This is a genomic window from Streptomyces sp. NPDC096310 (assembly GCF_044763125.1).
GTDB lineage: Bacteria > Actinomycetota > Actinomycetes > Streptomycetales > Streptomycetaceae > Streptomyces.
In genome coordinates, this window is the sequence record NZ_JBIWFO010000002.1 from 68,071 (window position 1) to 84,226 (window position 16,156).

Here is a 16,156-nt window from a genome sequence, read left to right on the forward strand (position 1 = left end):
AGCCGGTCACCTTCTGGCCGGAAGGTCCCAGATCCAGACCCCGCCGGTCCGCTTCCCCGGCCGCTGGAACAGCTTCTCCAGCGTCTCGTAGAGCGCCGCGTCGTTGGGCTGCGGCACCAGCACCACCACGCCGCCCTTCCAGAAGTCCAGGTCGAAGCGGGCCTGCGCGCGCCACCGGTCGTCGATCGCCGGGGCCTGGCCGCTGTAGCGGACATCACGCAGCATGGAGGAGGTGTAGCGGGCGGGCGCACCGTAGATGCCCATACGGTTCTCGCCCCAGGGCCCGTTGAAGTAGCCCCCCGGCACGGAGAATCCGAACTTCGTCGAGGACTGCCAGTGCAGCGCCTCGGCACTGCCCGGGTCGGGCAGCGGTACGGGGACCACGGACTCGCCCTCGGTGACATACGCGCGGTACATCTTCTCGGTGAAGAACCGCGGCACCTCGGGCCGCTCCCGTACCGGCAGGGGCGTCGGCACGATCGGCAGCAGGGCCACCGCCACCACCCCCAAGCCGATGAGGCGGTGCCGGCGCGGAACCCGCTCCCGCCACGCGGCCGGTGCGCCTTCCGCGTCCCGTACCGCGCTCGCGGCCCGTACGTCGCGGGCGTCCACCAGGCTCGCCACCGCGAGCGCCACCAGCGCGCCCAGCGCCGGCGCGCAGATCATCGCCACCCGCGACTCGATGACCGACTCGAAGAGCGGCTGGTGCGCCAGCGCCCGCCACGGGCCCGGCAGCACCACCTCGGTGTAGGGGAGACGGATCCGCTGCCCCAGCGACAGCAGCGCCGCCGCCACCGCCGTGAACGCCAGCGCCCTGACCACCGCGAGCCGCCACAGCCACACCACGATCCCCAGCGCGAGGGAGATCAGCGGCCAGCCGTAGAAGGCGTTCTGCTCGGTGCGGTTCATCGCCAGGGCGTCGGCCGTCGCCTCGTCGCCGAGGAGCGCCCGCCCGGAGAACTCCAGGAAGGAGAGCGGGCTGTTCCCCGCGCTGTCACCGTGCAGCACGCTGTGGTAGCTCTGCGGGCCGAGGAACTGCCAGTACAGCGGGAACGCCACCAGCGGCAGACAGACCAGCAGCGCCACCCCGACCCCGCGCAGCAGGGGGCGCAGCGCCGCCCGCGCGACATCGCGGCGTACGACGGCGTACGAGAGCGCGAAGAGCAGCGTGCCCATCACGGCGAGCAGCAGCGGTTCCTCGCCCAGGAAGATCTGGTACGTCGCGAAGAGGCCCAGCAGGACCCCGTCCCGCACGGTCCTCGGTTTGCCGTCCTTCCCGGCCCCTTCCTTTCCGCTCCTGTCCTTCCCGGCCGGTTCGCACAGGCGCAGCGCCCGGTCGATGATCACCGGAATCATGAACAGCACGAGAAAGTTCGGGTGCGCGTTGGCGTGCGAGATCATCGGCGGCCCGAAGGCCGCCAGCGCCCCGCCGAGCGCCGCCGCCCGGCGGTTCGCGGTCAGCCGGCGCGCGAAGAGCCAGTACCAGGTGAACGCAGTGGCGGCCAGCCCGAGCGTCAGGACGAGCGCCCAGGTGACGACCGGGCCGAACGCGAGGGTGACGGGCGTGAGCGGGATGGAGAGCCCGAGCATGACGGTGTTCGCCATCAGGTTCACGCCGTCGGGGAAGTTCTGGATCGTGGTGAAGAGCGGATTGCGCAGATGCGTGACGTTGTCCGCGGTGACCGCGAAGAACCACTCCCACTGGTTCTGGTCCGACCCCGCGTCCGCGAGGTAGGCACGGTCGAGGTCCGCCCACAGCCCCTTGTAGAGGAAGAAGGAGGCGAGGACGAAGACTCCGGCGACGGCCAGGTCCGTACGGTGCCGGCGCCCCCAGCGGCGCACCGCCCCCTGGATGCCGCCCTGGCTACCGCCCTGTTCGCCGCCCTCCCGGGACGGCCCGCCGCGGGAGACCCGCAGCCGGGCCAGCTCCAGCAGCACCCTGCCGTAGTCCAGTGGCCGTACCTTCGAGCCCGGCTGGTGCGACCAGCGCACCGGCACCTCCGTCACCGGCCATCCGGAGCGCCGGAAGAAGCGCAGTATCTCGACGTCTATGCCCCAGCCGTCCAGCCGCGAGTCGGCGAACGCGGCCCGTGCCCGCTCGCCGTCGAAGAGCTTGAAGCCGCACTGGGTGTCGCTGATGCCGTCGACCGCGACGCGCTGTATCAGCCGGTTGCCGAGCCGTCCCAGCCACTCGCGCACCGCGAGCTGCCGTACCTCTATCCGCGCGTCGGGATGGGCGCGCGAGCCGATCGCCACGCCACCGCCGCCGTCCGCCGAGAGCCGCTCGTCGAGCCGGTCGAGTTCGTCGATCGGGGTGGCGAGGTCCGCGTCGGTCACCAGGACGCGCCGGCCGTACGAGGCGAGCACACCCTGCCGCAGGGCGTGCCCCTTGCCGTGGTTGCCGTCGCTCCTGACGAGCTGGATGCGCGGCTCACCGGCGGCGGCCTCGGCGGCGACCTCGGCCGTACGGTCGGTGGAGCCGTCGTCGACGACGATCAGCTCCCACTCGCCCCAGCGGTCGGGGTCCGCGCGCAGATGGTCGCGGATGGCGTCGAGGGTGGGGCGCAGCCGGCGTTCCTCGTTGTACGCGGGCACGACGACGGTCAGGTCGACGAGGCCGCCGATGTGCGCAGCCACCTCCGCACCCGCGCTGGTATCCGTATCCGTCGGATCCGTACCGGCGCCCGTGTCCGCGCCGTGGGTCTCTTCCGTCGTCATGTCCGCGGGCGCTCCAAGCGGTCCGCCCACCTCAGGGAGTGGTCGTCGTAGTCACCGATGACGGTCCGTACGGCCGCCGCGTCGCCGAGGGTCAGTGCGTCGACCAGCGGCTCGTAGCCGTTCCAGAGCCAGGTGGCACAGGCTGTCGCCCCGCCTTCCGCCCGCAGGAACGGTACGGAGAACACCCACGCCTGCACGCGCAGCCGGTGCAGGAACTCCGCGACGTAACGGTTGGCGACCAGGGTGCCCAGCTCGCGCCAGAACCGCAGGTCGTAGCCGATGAGGATGTTCAGCTCCCCGGCCCTGGCCGCGCGCGCCGCCTCCTCGGCCCGGCGCCGTACGGAGACCAGCGCGGTGCCCTGCGCCCTGACGGCGAGCTGTTCACCGCCCAAGTCGCGGAAGACTGCGTCGACGACCAGGGCGCGCGCTTCGGCCATGCCCCGGAAGTCCGTCACGGAGAACTGGTGGACCCGGAAGCCCCGGTGCTGGTCGGAGTCGAGCAGATCCTGCGCCGAGAGGTCGACCAGCGCCTCCCTGACGGGCGTCGCCGAGACCCCGTACTGCTCGGCGATCTGCTTGACCGTGAATTCCTGCCCCGGCAGTAAACGGCCCGCAAGCACCTCGTCACGCAGCGCGTCCGCGATCTGCTGCCGCAAAGTATTGCGGGTGACAGCTCCGCTGGCGGGCATGGTTTTCCGTCCCCTCATCCGGCTTCCGACACCTTAGACCGACCGGCAATCGGGGGGCGGCGTCGCGGGGGCGGGCCTGACCAGGCCCGCGGCCGGATTCGGCCCCGGCCCCTGTCCGGATTCCGCGACTCCGCGACTCCGCGAGCCCACGAGCCCACGAGCGCGCGGGTCCCGTACAACCCGCAGGTCCCGCGCTACGCCGCCGTGTGCTCGTCCGCCACGGACAGCGCCGCGTCCAGAATGGCCAGCCCCTCCTTCGCCTCTGCCTCGGAGACATTGCAGGGCGGCACCGCGTGCGTACGGTTCATGTTCACGAAGGGCCACAGGCCGCCCTTCTTGCACGCCGCGGCGAAGGCGGCCATCGGCGCGTTCGCCGCGCCCGACGCGTTGTACGGCACCAGCGGCTCGCGCGTCTCCCGGTCCCGTACGAGATCGAGCGCCCAGAAGACCCCCGTACCCCGCACCTCGCCCACCGAGGGGTGACGCGCCGCCAGTTCGCGCAGGCCGGGGCCGAGGATCGTCTCGCCGATGTGCGCCGCGTGCTCCACGATCCTCTCCTCCGCCATCACCTGGATCGTCGCGACGGCGGCGGCGCAGGCCAGCGGGTGGCCGGAGTAGGTGAGTCCGCCCGGGTAGGGGCGGGTGGCGAAGGTCTCGGCGACGGCGGCGGAGATGGCGACGCCGCCGAGCGGTACGTACCCCGAGTTGACGCCCTTGGCGAAGGTCAGCAGATCGGGGACGACGTCGTGGTGCTCGGCGGCGAACCACTTTCCCGTACGGCCGAATCCCGCCATCACCTCGTCCAGCACGAACACGATCCCGTGCCGGTCGCAGATCTCCCGTACGCCCGCGAGATAGCCGGGCGGCGGCGTCATGACGCCCGCCGTGCCCGGGATCGTCTCCAGGATGATCGCGGCGATCGTCGCCGGGCCCTCGAAGGCGATGGTCGCCTCCAGGTGCTCCAGCGCGCGGGCGCACTCCTCGGCCTCGTCGGAGGAGTAGAAGGCGGAGCGGTAGAGGAAGGGACCGTGGAAGTGGACGACGCCGGCGGTGCCGCTGTCGGAGGCCCAGCGGCGCGGGTCGCCGGTCAGGTTGATCGCCGTGGAGGTGGATCCGTGGTAGGAGCGGTACGCGGAGAGCACCTTGGGGCGGCCGGTGTGGAGGCGGGCCATCCGGATGGCGTTCTCGACGGCCTCGGCGCCACCGTTGGTGAAGAAGATCTTGTCGAGGTCGCCAGGGGTGCGTTCGGCGATGAGCCGCGCGGCCTCGGAGCGCACGTCCACGGCGAAGGCGGGCGCGAAGGTGGTGAGGCGGCCGGCCTGTTCCTGGATCGCGGCGACGACGGTGGGGTGCTGGTAGCCGATGTTGGTGAAGACGAGACCGCTGGTGAAGTCGAGGTAGCGGTTGCCGTCGTAGTCCCAGAAGTAGGAGCCCTCGGCGCCGGCGACGGCGAGCGGATCGATCAGGTCCTGCGCGGACCAGGAGTGGAACACGTGCGCGCGGTCGGCGGCCTTCACCGCGGCACCGATGTGCGGGGCGGCGGCGTGCGGGTCTTCGTACGGGGTGGGGTGCGGGGCGGCGTGTGCGGTCATGGGACCAGCGTAGGGAGGTCCGGGATGGGGCGGATATGGCCAGTATGTATGGGCCGGGCGGCGCCGGTCGGCACTCTGTCGGGTCCGCTCCCCCGGCCGCACCGGACGTCCGCCGATCGGTGTGCTCCCCTCGATCCGCTCCCCCTCGGTAGGAGATGATCCGGGCGCGACACCACAATGGGGTGTCAACGGGGTACGACGTACAGCGTACGGGAGGGGCCGCGCGGCCATGGACGGACTGGTAGCAGGAGATCCCACGCACATCGGTGCCTACCGGCTGCTGGCCCGCCTCGGCGCGGGCGGGATGGGCCAGGTCTATCTGGCGCGTTCCGACCGGGGCCGCACGGTCGCGGTCAAGCTCGTCCGGCCCGAGCTGGCCGAGCAGGAGCAGTTCCGCGGCCGGTTCCGGCAGGAGGTGGCGGCGGCGCGGCGCGTCGGCGGGATATGGACGGCGCCGGTCCTCGACGCCGACACGGAGGCGGACGTGCCGTGGCTGGCCACGGGCTATGTCGCGGGGCCCTCGCTCCAGACGGTGGTGTCGGGGCGGCACGGACCGCTGCCGGAGCGTTCCGTCCGTATCCTCGCGTCCGGCCTCGCCCACGCGCTCCAGGACATCCACGCGGCGGGACTGATCCACCGTGACCTCAAGCCGTCCAACGTGCTGGTGACGATCGAGGGCCCGCGCGTCATCGACTTCGGGATAGCCCGCGCGCTGGAGAGCGTGGGGGACGAGAGCCTGACCCGTACCGGCGCGCTGGTGGGCTCGCCCTGCTTCATGGCGCCCGAGCAGGTGCGCGGGGACCGGGTGACGGCGGCGTGCGACGTCTTCTGCCTCGGCTCGGTCCTGGCGTACGCGACGACGGGACGGCTGCCGTTCGGCGGTACCGGCACCGGGGTGCATGCCCTGATGTTCCGTATCGCGCAGGAGGAACCGGACCTGTCGGGGCTGCCCGAGGGCCTGCTGGAGCTGGTACGCGACTGTCTGCGCAAGGATCCGGCGCAGCGGCCGACCACGCGGGACATCCTGGCCCGGGTGGGCGAGGCGGAGGACTCGGGGGCGGGCCCCGGCGGGGAACCGTGGCTGCCGGGCGGGCTGCTGGCGCAACTGGGGCAGCACGCGGTGCGGTTGCTGGAGCACGAGGACCCGACGGGGACGGTACGGCCGCCGGAGGCGGCGCCCGGCACAGGCACCGGCACCGGCCCTTCGGCAGCGGGGTCCCCGGGCCCGTACGGAACGCGGGTGGTGAACGACCCGACACCACCCACACCCACACCCGCACCCACACCCGCGCCCGCGCCCTCATCCACGCTGCCACCGCACTCCCCGCCGTACCCCGGCTACGGCTATCCGCAGCCGGGGTACGGCGGCCCGGTCACGCCCTTCGGCCCCACTCCCCCGTACACCCCGGCCCCGCCACCGGCGCCACAACCGGCGGCGCGCAGCGTCCGCGGCACGGTGGCCCTGATCGCCGTCGCGGTGGTCGTCGCCATCGGAGCGGGCGGCTCGGTGTACGCCGTCATGCACGGCGGCGGGCCGCGCACGGACGACGCGGCGGGCGACGCGTCCCCGGATCCGTCCGGGAACCCCTCGGGTACCGGCCCGCAGCCCTCGGGCTCCGACCCGGCGCCCGGCCCCGGCGACGTCCCTGCCTCGTATCTCGGCACCTGGAACGCCGCCGTGGACGGCGGCTCGGGGCGCAGCACGCGGACGCTGGTCATCCGGCAGGGTGAGACCGGCGACACCGTCCTGACCCTGACGGCGGACGGCCCGAAAGACGGCTCCGGCGGATACCACTGCGTCTTCGAAGCCCCGCTGACCGCCCCCGCCCCGAACGGCGGCCCACTGCGGATCGGGCCGTCGGAGGTGACCGCCGCGGAGCCGATGACCTCCTGCTCTCCTGGCCCCGCCACCGAGTTGACGATCCTCCCCGACGGGAGCCTGCGCCGCGTGACGACGGCCGGTGAGGCCCTCACGTACACGAAGGCGGGCTGACCGAACCCGCCCGGCGGGTACGGAACCGTACCCCTGTGTCCCGGTTTCTGGGCCCGGAGTTGGGTCCCCGGGCCCAATACCGGCCCGTGGGCCGGCGGTAGCCTCGGCAGTTCCGTACGCGACCGCGCACGGAGTGTCACCGGAGCCCGGGAGGCCCATCTCATGCTCCTCACCTCTGCCCGGGCCCGGCGTGCGCTGGGTGCCGTTGCCGTCGTCCTGATGCTGGGCTCCGCGGCGGCCTGCGGGGAGACGAAGAACACTGACGGCAAGGAGGCGTCCGCCGGGTCACCCGCCGCCGGTGAGGACAGCCTGGAGAAGCTGATCGTCGCCGAGGTCAAGGGATTCGAGGTGACCGGGGCGACCGCGGCGCAGGTGCGCGCCACCGATGCCGTAACGGCGTCGAAGGCGGCCTGCCAGCCGATCGCGGACCTGGTGGGAACCGTGGCCGCGGGCTCTCCTTCGGACACCGTCTACCGGCAGTTGGTCGCGGCCTCGGAGCCGGAAGACATGACTGCGTCGGGCGTGCTGGTGGGTCTCTCCTCCTATCCGCGAGGCGGAGCCGCCCGGGCCCTGGCCGATCTCGGCAAGGCCGTGTCCGCCTGCGGTGGCGGCTTCACGACGACCGCGGCGGACGGCGAGGACGGAGCGGACGTCTACTCGGGGGTCGAGGCGGAGGACGGTCCGGTGGGGCTGGACGAGTCGCTGGCCTTCGAACTGACCGGTTCGCTCGACGGGGAGAAGATCCCGCTGAAGTACGCGCTGGTACGCGCGGGGGACACGATGGCGCTCTTCTACGCGATGAATCCGTTCGACCCGGCGAGCGTGGACATCGCGCCCGCGGTGACAGCGGCGCAGTTGGCCAGGCTCACGTAACGAATCGCTCGACGCATCGTCGCTCAACGGGGGAAGAGGGCACGTCATGCCGACACGCAGGGAGCAGAGGCGGTTCCGGTGGGCCGTCCGGACCACCGGCCGGGGTGACGGCGGCCAGTCCGGACCGGAGTATCTGGGCCTGGTACTGGTCGTCGTGGCGATCGTCGGCGCTCTCCTGGCCACCGGCATCGGCACGGGGCTGACGGAGAAGATCGGCGCGCAGGTCTGCTCGATCGGCGGCGGCGCGGAGTGCGGGACGGGCGGAACGGGCGGAACGGGCGGAACGGGCGACGATCCGGCCGCGGCCACCACGACGGGTGGCACCACGGGCGGTGGTGGCGACCCCGGCGACCCCGTCGAACTCGCCGCCGACGCGCCCAAGACCCAGGCGGAGCTGGACTACGAGGCGGCCCAGCGCGAGTTGGACGACGCGAACGCGGAATACGCCCGGGCCAAGAAGGTCCTGCTGGACGCCGCCGCCGCGCTCGGGCAGATCGCGGCGGACGAGCTGGGCATCACGGACGCCCTGAAGTGCTTCCAGGAAGGCGACCTGGCCGCGTGCGGCGAGACAGCCCTCACCGTGGCGATGCAGTTCATCGGCGGCATCCCCGCCAAGATCGTGAAGAAGTACGGGCTGAGCCCCTCCAAGTGGAAGAAGGCCGCCAAGCTCGGCAAGGACATCGTCGGACACGGCAAGGACCTGTACTCCGGCACCAAGGGCATGTGGAAGGCCAAGAAGAAGGCCGACCGGCTCAAGGCCAAGCTGGCGGACCTGAAGGGCAGGCTGCCCCAGCGCAAGAAGAAGCCGGTCACCTGCGCGGTGTCCCACAGCTTCCCGCCCGGCACCCCGGTCCTGCTGGCCGGCGGCGGCCGCGTCCCCATCGAGACCGTCGAGGTCGGCGACAGGGTCGTGGCGACGGACCCGGAGACGGGCCTGACGGCCGCCCGCCCTGTCGAGCGCACGATCACGACGCACGACGACACACACTTCACCCGGCTGACCGTCGCCACCGCCTCGGGCCCCGCCGTGATCACGGCGACCGACACGCACCCGTTCTGGTCGGCGGACCGGGGCGACTGGCTCGACGCGGGCGACATCGACCGCGGCACCCGGCTCCGTACATCGGACGGCACCACGGCGGAGGTCACCGTCGTCACCCGCTCCACCCACCGCAGGAGCACGCACGACCTCACGATCGCCGGGGTCCACACGTACTACGTCGGTGTCGGCGGCGGCTCGGCCCTGGTCCACAACAAGGACTGCACCATCGGTTCGGTCCCCGGCCCGAACGGGGAGACGTTCGCGCTTCCCAAGGGCGCCAAGGGAACTCCGGTAGCCTCTGGAAAGGGCATGGCCTACGACATTCCCCCGGGCACCAAGGGCCTTGATCCGCGCGTGACCCAGGTCCGCGTCATGGACCCTGTGACCACGGGGAAGTACCAGTACCCCAAGGGCTACGTGGTCTACATGAACAAAGCAGGGCAGTCGGTCAATCCAGCGACAGGGCAGACATTGAGCAAGGCAGATCCTTACAACCACCTGAGCATTCCATGACGGCGGTCCTCGGCGATCTCCTGTGGGCCCCCACGGTGCCGCCGGCCACGGAGGCGGGGACCGGGGCCGGGACGAATCCGCTGCGCGAGACCGACGCGTTGCAGGAAGCCCAGCTCCTCGACCTCCGGTGGCACGCGCTCTCGTCGACGCTGGGGCTGCTCTTCGAACTGCGCACGGCGATGCAGTTCGATGTGGGGACGGCGGCGGTACTGATGGTGCGGGGTGCGCGGGAGTGCGCCTGGGACGCGAGCCCCGCGCAATCACCGCTGACCGCGTGGAACGTGGTGGGGAGCGAGCCTTCGCGGGCCGCCGGTTCCTTCGGGATGACGCTGTCCTTCTATCCCCGGGCAGGGCTGCGGCTCGCCGGGGAGAGCGCGGAGTTCTACGTCGTGGATGTCCCCGGTCTCGGCGACACCCCACCCGACTACGTCGAAGCCGCCTCCGACATCTCGAACCTCGGGCAGCGACTGCCGAGTTGGGCGTCCCCCTTCTCGCCGCTCTGGTCCGCCTCCCTGCACGGATGACGGCCGCCGAGGGGACAGACCGTCAGCTACTTCCTACTCCCCTACTCCTCAATACGGATCACACGCACCCCCGTGCCCCGGTACCGCACGGGGTCAACGGTGAAGACCGGCCGTCCCCTCGGCCACTCCACCGAGGGGCGGGCGAGATGCAGGACGTGCGCGCCGCTCCAGTCGGCCTCGGTCGTCTTCTGCTCGCGAAGGACCTTTCCGACCGCTGCCGCGCCCGCGAAGTCCAGCTCAGTGATGTCGACGGACGGCAGGGCCCCGACATGCTCCGCGACACCGGCTCGATCACCTTCGGCGACCGCGAGGCACAGCGCCGGAAGGTAGATCCGTAACGCCGGATCCTTCTCCGCCTCGACCACCAGGCGGGACGCCATCCGGTTTCCCGCGCCGAGCGCGAGGGCAGCCGTGTCGTCGAGTACGACCGCGCGCGCCGGCGGGTACATGTCCTCCTTCACTCCTGGACCTCCCCGAGGCGTCCGGACACGATGCCGGTCCAGAGGGCCTCGCCGGCCTTCTCGTCCTCCTCGGTGTACGGCCTGCCGAGGAAGTGCTCCTCGACGTACGCCTTGGTCTCCTCGTACCGCTGCGCCAGCTCCTCCTTCGTGGGGGTCGCGTCGGCCAGCTCGGCCAGCAGGTCGCGCATAGTGATGCCACGATCCCTGGCCAGCTCCTGCAGCCGGTCGCGGACGGCGGGGTCAACCTTGATCGTCGTGTCGGCCACAGCGACAGTATACCTTCGGTATACCGCCGGAGGGCCGTTCGAGGGTGACGGACATGGCACTCCATTTCGTTCGAGGGAACCGACCCGCCGAATGGGGGCCGGGAGCTTGCGGCCGGCGCCCGTCAGGCGAGACCGGGTTCGCCGCCGGACACCACGGGGGCCACCAGGGCCGCGCGGACCAGGGCTCCGCCCCTCTTCGCGGCGTCCACGAAGCCGCGCGCCGCCGCGTTCAGGGGTGGCGGGGCACAGGCGCGGCAGGCGGCGCCCGAGGGTGGGAGCGGGGCGCGGCACTCCTCGCATTCGGCGCGCGGCGGGGGCGCGGATGTCGCCGCCGCAGGGTCCCGTGGCGGCAGCGGTACGGGCATCTTGCGGCGCAGCCGGTCCGCGATCAGGCCCGGCGCGGAGAGCACCGGCGTCGGCAGCCCAGCCGTCAGCGCCTGCCTCACCTGCGCATCGCTCGCACCACAGCCCCGCCACTCCTCCACCAGCGGTGCCAGCCGCACCGCTTCGAAGGGACCGAGGGTCAGCCGGGGCTCCCCGCGCCCGAGGGAGAGCAGCAACTCCGTGGCGGACCTGAGCTGTTCGGGAACGGTGACCTTGGGCTGCCGCGCCCGCCGCGCCTGACCCACCGGCCGCGGCCGCTCGCGCACGGGGGAGGGAGGTTCTTGTTCCCCAGTCTTTTCTCCCGTAGGGAGCGAGCCCGACACGCCGCCTTCCTGGTCACCGGAGGCCAGGTTTCGGCCACTTTCGTTGTCTTCGGCACCACCGTCACCGGCGACGTCCGATCCCTCGTTCGTGTGAGGGTGATCGAACACCTCGTACACCGTGGAGAGTTGACCCGACTCGCGGTTCTTCACGACCGGCCGGCGCAGATAGCGGGATTCCTCCAGCTCATGCAGAGCTTCGGCGATCCGGCCACGGCCTTCCTTGCGCAGCTCGGCGAGCGACCGGATCGAGACGCGGGCGCCGGACGGCAGGCTGAGTAAGTACATCAGTACGCCTGCCGCGCACCACGAGATGCTGCGATCGCGCAGCAGCGCGTTGGTGAAGGTGGAGAACGAACGAGTCGGCGTTGTACGGTGAATGCGCATCCGGAGGTTTGTCTCCTGGTGTCGAGCCCCCGGGTGATTGGGTCACCGCGGGGGTATTTTCCTGCCCGAAGCCCGGATCCGATCGCGGATCCGCGGGCTTGCCGTGACTGTAACGCCACGCACTGTGACGAGCGCAAGTGTCAACAGTGCCGACCGGGGCTGGCGTTCGATTCGCTGCGGATCGCCCGTCAGATCGACCCTGACCTGCGGAGATCCGTTACCGCAGAATCGTTTGGCCGACGCCCCCGAACCCCCGCCGCACCACCCGGAGTTCACCCATCGGAGTGACACCCCCGGGCCGGGACGAGCCGGGAAGATCAAGACGGGCGCCCGTAATTCCATTTGTTTCAGCTCTATGACGGCACGCCGTCCCGCAGTACGTTGGGAGCGCTCCCATAACCGGATCCCCCACACCCCCCCAACCCGGAAGATGGAGACCGCATCATGGATTGTCATGAGCACTTAAGGCCCAACCGCGCCACCCGCCCCCGGCACACCAAGCGCTGGCTCCTGCGCGTCCTGGGGCTGCTCTCCACCGTCATGCTCTGCCTGATCGGTACGGTCGGCACCGCCTCCGCCCACGGGTCGGTCATCGACCCCGCCTCCCGCAACTACGGCTGCTGGCTGCGCTGGGGCAGCGACTTCCAGAACCCGGCGATGGCCACGCAGGACCCCATGTGCTGGCAGGCGTGGCAGGACAACACCAACGCCATGTGGAACTGGAACGGCCTCTACCGCAACGGCGCCGCCGGTGACTTCCAGGCCGTCGTCCCGGACGGCCAGCTCTGCAGCGCGGGCCGCACCGAGGGCGGACGCTACAACTCGCTGGACGTCCCCGGCCCGTGGAAGACGACCAGCATCAACAGCAACTTCAAGATCAACCTGTACGACCAGGCCCGGCACGGCGCCGACTACATCCTCGTCTATGTCAGCAGGCAGGGTCTCGACCCCACGACCCAGCCGCTGACCTGGAGCGACATGCAGTTGGTCAAACGGACCGCCGCCTACGCCCCGGCCGAGTACTACCCCATCGACGTCACCACGTCGGGGTACACCGGCCGGCACGTCGTCTACACGATCTGGCAGGCCTCGCACATGGACCAGACGTTCTTCATGTGCAGTGACGTGACCATCTCCTGAGCCCGGCCCCACCCCGGCTCGCCCCCGTCCCCCACCCGAGGACAACGGGCGCCGCACCCCCGGTGCGACGCCCGTTCGTGGCGCTCAGGAAGCCGGACCCGAGGCTGGGCCCGAGGCCGGGCCCGAGGCCGGGCCCGAGGTCAGGCCCGAGGTCAGGCCCGAGGCCGGGTCCGCTGCCCCCGCCGGGTCCGCTGCCCCCGCCGGGTCCGCCCCCGCCGCCGGGGCCCCTGCCGCGACGCAGAAGACGTTGCCCTCCGGATCGGCCATCACGATGTGATGCTCCTCGGCCTCCGCCACGACCGTCCCGCCCGCCGCCACCAGCCGCTCGGCCTCTGCCCTGATCCGCGCCCACCGCTCCTCGGCGCCGCCGCGCACGGGCAGCCGGATGTCCATATGGAGACGGTTCTTCGCCGTACGCGGCTCGGGGACCTTGAGGATCGACAACCGCGGGCCTGTCCCGTCCGGATCGCACAGCCACGCCCCGTCCTCGGCGGAGAGATCCTCCTCCAGATCGAGACTCGCCAGCCACTCCACGCGGGTGGCGAAAGGCGCGGGCGGCGGCTCGTCGACATAGCCGAGCGCCGCCTTCCAGAACTCGGCGAGGAGTCGCGCGTCCGTACAGTCCAGGGTCAGATCGATGCGTGCCGCCATGACAGGACCGTACTGCCCACCACTGACAATCCGGCCGGCCCTCGGGACAACAGCACCGCCCCGGCGGCCGTTTCGGGCGCCGGGGCGGTGTGGGTCGAGCCGTCGGACCAGTGCGGTGGAGCGTCCCGGTGAACTACAGGAACGAGTTGATCTCGATCGTCTCGGTGCGGCCCGGGCCCACGCCGATCGCCGAGATCGGGGCTCCCGACATCTCCTCCAGCGCCTTCACGTACGCCTGCGCGTTCTTCGGCAGGTCGGCGAACGTCTTCGCCTTCGTGATGTCCTCCGACCAGCCGGGCAGGTACTCGTACACCGGCTTGGCGTGGTGGAAGTCCGTCTGGCTGTAAGGAAGTTCCTCGACGCGCCTGCCGTCGATCTCGTACGCCACACACACCGGGATCTGCTCCCAGCCGGTCAGCACGTCCAGCTTGGTGAGGAAGAAGTCCGTCAGGCCGTTGACCCGGGTCGCGTAGCGCGCGATCACCGCGTCGAACCAGCCGCAGCGGCGGTCGCGGCCCGTGGTGACACCCCGCTCGCCGCCGATGCGGCGCAGGGCCTCGCCGTCGTCGTCGAAGAGTTCCGTGGGGAACGGTCCGGCGCCGACGCGCGTCGTATAGGCCTTGAGGATGCCGATGACACGGTTGATCTTCGTCGGCCCGACACCCGAGCCGGTGCAGGCGCCGCCCGCCGTCGGGTTGGACGAGGTGACGAAGGGGTACGTGCCGTGGTCGACGTCGAGCAGGGTGCCCTGGCCGCCCTCGAAGAGGACGACCTTGCCCTCGTCGATCGCGTTGTTCAGGATCAGCGTCGTGTCGGCCACGTACGGCTTGAGCCGGTCCGCGAAGGTCAGCAGCTCCTCGACGATCTTGCCGGACTCTATGGCCCGCCGGTTGAAGACCTTGGCGAGGAGCTGGTTCTTGGACTCCAGCGCCGCGTCGACCTTCTGCTCCAGGATCGACTCGTCGTAGAGGTCCTGGACCCGGATACCGGTGCGGTTGATCTTGTCCGCGTACGTCGGGCCGATACCGCGCCCGGTCGTGCCGATCTTCCGCTTGCCGAGGAACCGTTCCGTCACCTTGTCGACCGTGACGTTGTACGGCGTGATCAGGTGCGCGTTGCCACTGATCAGCAGCTTCGACGTGTCGACACCGCGCTCGCCAAGACCGTTCAGCTCGGAGAACAGGACAGCCGGGTCGACCACCACGCCGTTACCGATCACCGGGGTGCACCCCGGGGAGAGGATTCCGGAAGGGAGGAGATGCAGTGCGTACTTCTGGTCGCCCACGACGACCGTGTGGCCGGCGTTGTTGCCGCCCTGGTAGCGCACGACATAGTCCACGGAACCACCGAGCAGGTCGGTGGCCTTTCCCTTGCCTTCGTCACCCCACTGAGCACCGAGCAGCACAAGTGCGGGCACAGGCGTACACCCCTTCCGGGCGGGGCATGTCCAAGGTCAGGGAGCGCACGAACGCCGTTCGTACGGCGTGAGTACGCCGTAACCATGCGTGATCCGTGCCTGCGACATCGCACAGCGTTGTACGACACAGACCTGACCGTCGAACCGGATGCCCCGGAATAGACGAAGCCCCTGGCGCAATAGCGCAAGGGGCTCTTGCACAAAGATGCTACCCGAGGAAGGACCGAGGTGTCGGCTCCGGAGCCCGCCGAGAACGGCGCGCAGCAGCTTCTGGTGGTCATCGACCCGGTCTCCGGCCGGACCGACGGCGAATCGGTGCGGATCGCGAGAGACGTGCTCAGCGGGGGTGCGGCGGTGAAGATCTGCTTCCCCGAGGGGCCCGACGAGCTGGCGCGGGCGCTGGCCCGGCGCGGCAGCCGGCGCCCCGTGCTGGTGGGCGACGACCGGGCGCTGCTGCGGATGGTCTCGCTGCTGCACCGCGAGCGCGAGCTGACCGCGGGCGCGCTCTCGGTGGTGCCGGTGGGCGCCTCCGTGGAGCTGGCGCGCTCGCTGGGCGTGCCGACGGGCGCGGTGGCGGCGGCGCGGGCGGTGCTGGACGGCGCGGTACGCAGACTGGACCTGCTGGTCGACGACAGCGACGGGGTGGTGCTGGGCGATCTGCGGATCCCGGCCCTCCCCTCGCTCCCCGGTCGGCCGGGGGCCGGCGGCGCGGCCCGCGACCCGGGCGACGGCGCCGGGGTCGCGCCCGCCGTCGCCTCGGTCTGGCACACCTGCCGCTCCCTGGTCCGTACGCTCGTCCGCCCCGTCCCGCACGCCCTCGCGGTCCACACGCACCGGCTGCGGGTCGAGGCGGACGGGGTCGTGCTGAGCGATCTGGACGAACCGGTCGAGGCCGTGATCGTACGGTCGCGTGGCGGCCGGGCCGAGGTGGTGATCCGGACGCGCGGCGCGGCCGAGCCGGTCAGGGCGAGCGCCCTGTCCGTGACCGTCTCGGGCGCGGACTTCCGCTACCGCGCGGACGCCCGGGTCACCGGTCCGGTCCGTACGAGGACCTGGACGCTGCGGCCGGGGGCCTGGGGGCTGACCCTGCCCACCGGCGCGGCGAGCGGTCCGGCGGTGGCCGGGGCGTACGCGGGTCCCGGCGGCGGTCCCCACGGGGGCCGGCCCGGCGGCTGACACCCTTCGC

Annotated in this window: 13 protein-coding genes and 1 pseudogene; 6 read left to right on the plus strand and 8 right to left on the minus strand. The window is 71.5% G+C overall.

What is annotated here, in order from left to right:
- Positions 1-6: 6 nt before the first annotated feature.
- The 3 genes from ACIQ7D_RS05635 to ACIQ7D_RS05645 form a co-directional block, all read right to left on the minus strand.
- Positions 7-2,718: a glycosyltransferase gene (locus ACIQ7D_RS05635; RefSeq protein WP_403933935.1), complete on the minus strand. Its 2,712-nt coding sequence runs from the start codon at positions 2,716-2,718 to the stop codon at positions 7-9.
- Entirely contained in the window at positions 2,715-3,407 is a 693-nt protein-coding gene (locus ACIQ7D_RS05640) for a GntR family transcriptional regulator (protein WP_403933937.1), read from the minus strand. Before ACIQ7D_RS05640 ends, ACIQ7D_RS05635 begins: the two co-directional genes overlap by 4 nt.
- A gap of 194 nt (positions 3,408-3,601) precedes the next feature.
- A complete protein-coding gene (locus ACIQ7D_RS05645) occupies positions 3,602-4,999 on the minus strand; it encodes an aspartate aminotransferase family protein (RefSeq protein ID WP_403933939.1) in 1,398 nt (465 codons plus the stop codon).
- A 229-nt stretch (positions 5,000-5,228) separates the two neighbouring features.
- On the opposite strand from ACIQ7D_RS05645, the gene ACIQ7D_RS05650 reads away from it, so the two are divergent.
- From ACIQ7D_RS05650 to ACIQ7D_RS05665, 4 genes are all read left to right on the plus strand, one after another.
- A complete protein-coding gene (locus ACIQ7D_RS05650) occupies positions 5,229-6,992 on the plus strand; it encodes a protein kinase (RefSeq protein WP_403933941.1) in 1,764 nt (587 codons plus the stop codon).
- 162 nt (positions 6,993-7,154) lie between these two features.
- Positions 7,155-7,865: a hypothetical protein gene (locus ACIQ7D_RS05655; RefSeq protein ID WP_403933942.1), complete on the plus strand. Its 711-nt coding sequence runs from the start codon at positions 7,155-7,157 to the stop codon at positions 7,863-7,865.
- Between the two features lie 46 nt (positions 7,866-7,911).
- Entirely contained in the window at positions 7,912-9,420 is a 1,509-nt protein-coding gene (locus ACIQ7D_RS05660; RefSeq protein ID WP_403933944.1) for a polymorphic toxin-type HINT domain-containing protein, read from the plus strand.
- The gene (locus ACIQ7D_RS05665; protein WP_403933946.1) at positions 9,417-9,944 is read left to right on the plus strand and encodes a hypothetical protein; all 528 of its coding nucleotides are present in this window, start codon (positions 9,417-9,419) and stop codon (positions 9,942-9,944) included. Before ACIQ7D_RS05660 ends, ACIQ7D_RS05665 begins: the two co-directional genes overlap by 4 nt.
- A gap of 41 nt (positions 9,945-9,985) precedes the next feature.
- Here the strand turns inward: ACIQ7D_RS05665 and ACIQ7D_RS05670 are convergent, their stop codons facing one another.
- From ACIQ7D_RS05670 to ACIQ7D_RS05680, 3 genes are all read right to left on the minus strand, one after another.
- Complete coding sequence (locus ACIQ7D_RS05670; protein WP_403933948.1) at positions 9,986-10,405, minus strand: hypothetical protein; 420 nt, start codon at positions 10,403-10,405, stop codon at positions 9,986-9,988.
- The gene (locus tag ACIQ7D_RS05675; RefSeq protein WP_403933950.1) at positions 10,402-10,671 is read right to left on the minus strand and encodes a hypothetical protein; all 270 of its coding nucleotides are present in this window, start codon (positions 10,669-10,671) and stop codon (positions 10,402-10,404) included. Before ACIQ7D_RS05675 ends, ACIQ7D_RS05670 begins: the two co-directional genes overlap by 4 nt.
- A gap of 122 nt (positions 10,672-10,793) precedes the next feature.
- Positions 10,794-11,762 carry a hypothetical protein gene (locus tag ACIQ7D_RS05680; RefSeq protein WP_403933952.1) on the minus strand — a complete coding sequence of 323 codons (969 nt, stop codon included), beginning with the start codon at positions 11,760-11,762 and terminating at the stop codon, positions 10,794-10,796.
- A 444-nt stretch (positions 11,763-12,206) separates the two neighbouring features.
- On the opposite strand from ACIQ7D_RS05680, the gene ACIQ7D_RS05685 reads away from it, so the two are divergent.
- A complete protein-coding gene (locus ACIQ7D_RS05685; RefSeq protein ID WP_403933954.1) occupies positions 12,207-12,902 on the plus strand; it encodes a lytic polysaccharide monooxygenase in 696 nt (231 codons plus the stop codon).
- A gap of 225 nt (positions 12,903-13,127) precedes the next feature.
- Here the strand turns inward: ACIQ7D_RS05685 and ACIQ7D_RS05690 are convergent.
- Both ACIQ7D_RS05690 and ACIQ7D_RS05695 read right to left on the minus strand, forming a co-directional pair.
- A pseudogene (locus ACIQ7D_RS05690) lies at positions 13,128-13,553 on the minus strand (VOC family protein); the annotation flags it as partial.
- A gap of 133 nt (positions 13,554-13,686) precedes the next feature.
- On the minus strand, positions 13,687-14,970 hold the full coding sequence (locus ACIQ7D_RS05695; RefSeq protein ID WP_403933955.1) for an adenylosuccinate synthase: 1,284 nt from the start codon (positions 14,968-14,970) through the stop codon (positions 13,687-13,689).
- Between the two features lie 228 nt (positions 14,971-15,198).
- Between ACIQ7D_RS05695 and ACIQ7D_RS05700 the strand changes: the two genes are divergently transcribed.
- Entirely contained in the window at positions 15,199-16,146 is a 948-nt protein-coding gene (locus ACIQ7D_RS05700) for a diacylglycerol kinase family protein (RefSeq protein WP_403933957.1), read from the plus strand.
- Positions 16,147-16,156: the final 10 nt, after the last annotated feature.

What these genes read in the sequence shown, in the direction of transcription:
- ACIQ7D_RS05655 (WP_403933942.1), top strand. Translation starts at nt 7,155, where the DNA reads ATGCTCCTCACCTCTGCCCGGGCCCGGCGTGCGCTGGGTGCCGTTGCC.
- ACIQ7D_RS05660 (WP_403933944.1), top strand. Translation starts at nt 7,912, where the DNA reads ATGCCGACACGCAGGGAGCAGAGGCGGTTCCGGTGGGCCGTCCGGACC.
- ACIQ7D_RS05640 (WP_403933937.1), bottom strand. Translation starts at nt 3,407, where the DNA reads ATGCCCGCCAGCGGAGCTGTCACCCGCAATACTTTGCGGCAGCAGATC.
- ACIQ7D_RS05685 (WP_403933954.1), top strand. Translation starts at nt 12,207, where the DNA reads ATGGATTGTCATGAGCACTTAAGGCCCAACCGCGCCACCCGCCCCCGG.
- ACIQ7D_RS05645 (WP_403933939.1), bottom strand. Translation starts at nt 4,999, where the DNA reads ATGACCGCACACGCCGCCCCGCACCCCACCCCGTACGAAGACCCGCAC.
- ACIQ7D_RS05680 (WP_403933952.1), bottom strand. Translation starts at nt 11,762, where the DNA reads ATGCGCATTCACCGTACAACGCCGACTCGTTCGTTCTCCACCTTCACC.
- ACIQ7D_RS05635 (WP_403933935.1), bottom strand. Translation starts at nt 2,718, where the DNA reads ATGACGACGGAAGAGACCCACGGCGCGGACACGGGCGCCGGTACGGAT.
- ACIQ7D_RS05665 (WP_403933946.1), top strand. Translation starts at nt 9,417, where the DNA reads ATGACGGCGGTCCTCGGCGATCTCCTGTGGGCCCCCACGGTGCCGCCG.
- ACIQ7D_RS05650 (WP_403933941.1), top strand. Translation starts at nt 5,229, where the DNA reads ATGGACGGACTGGTAGCAGGAGATCCCACGCACATCGGTGCCTACCGG.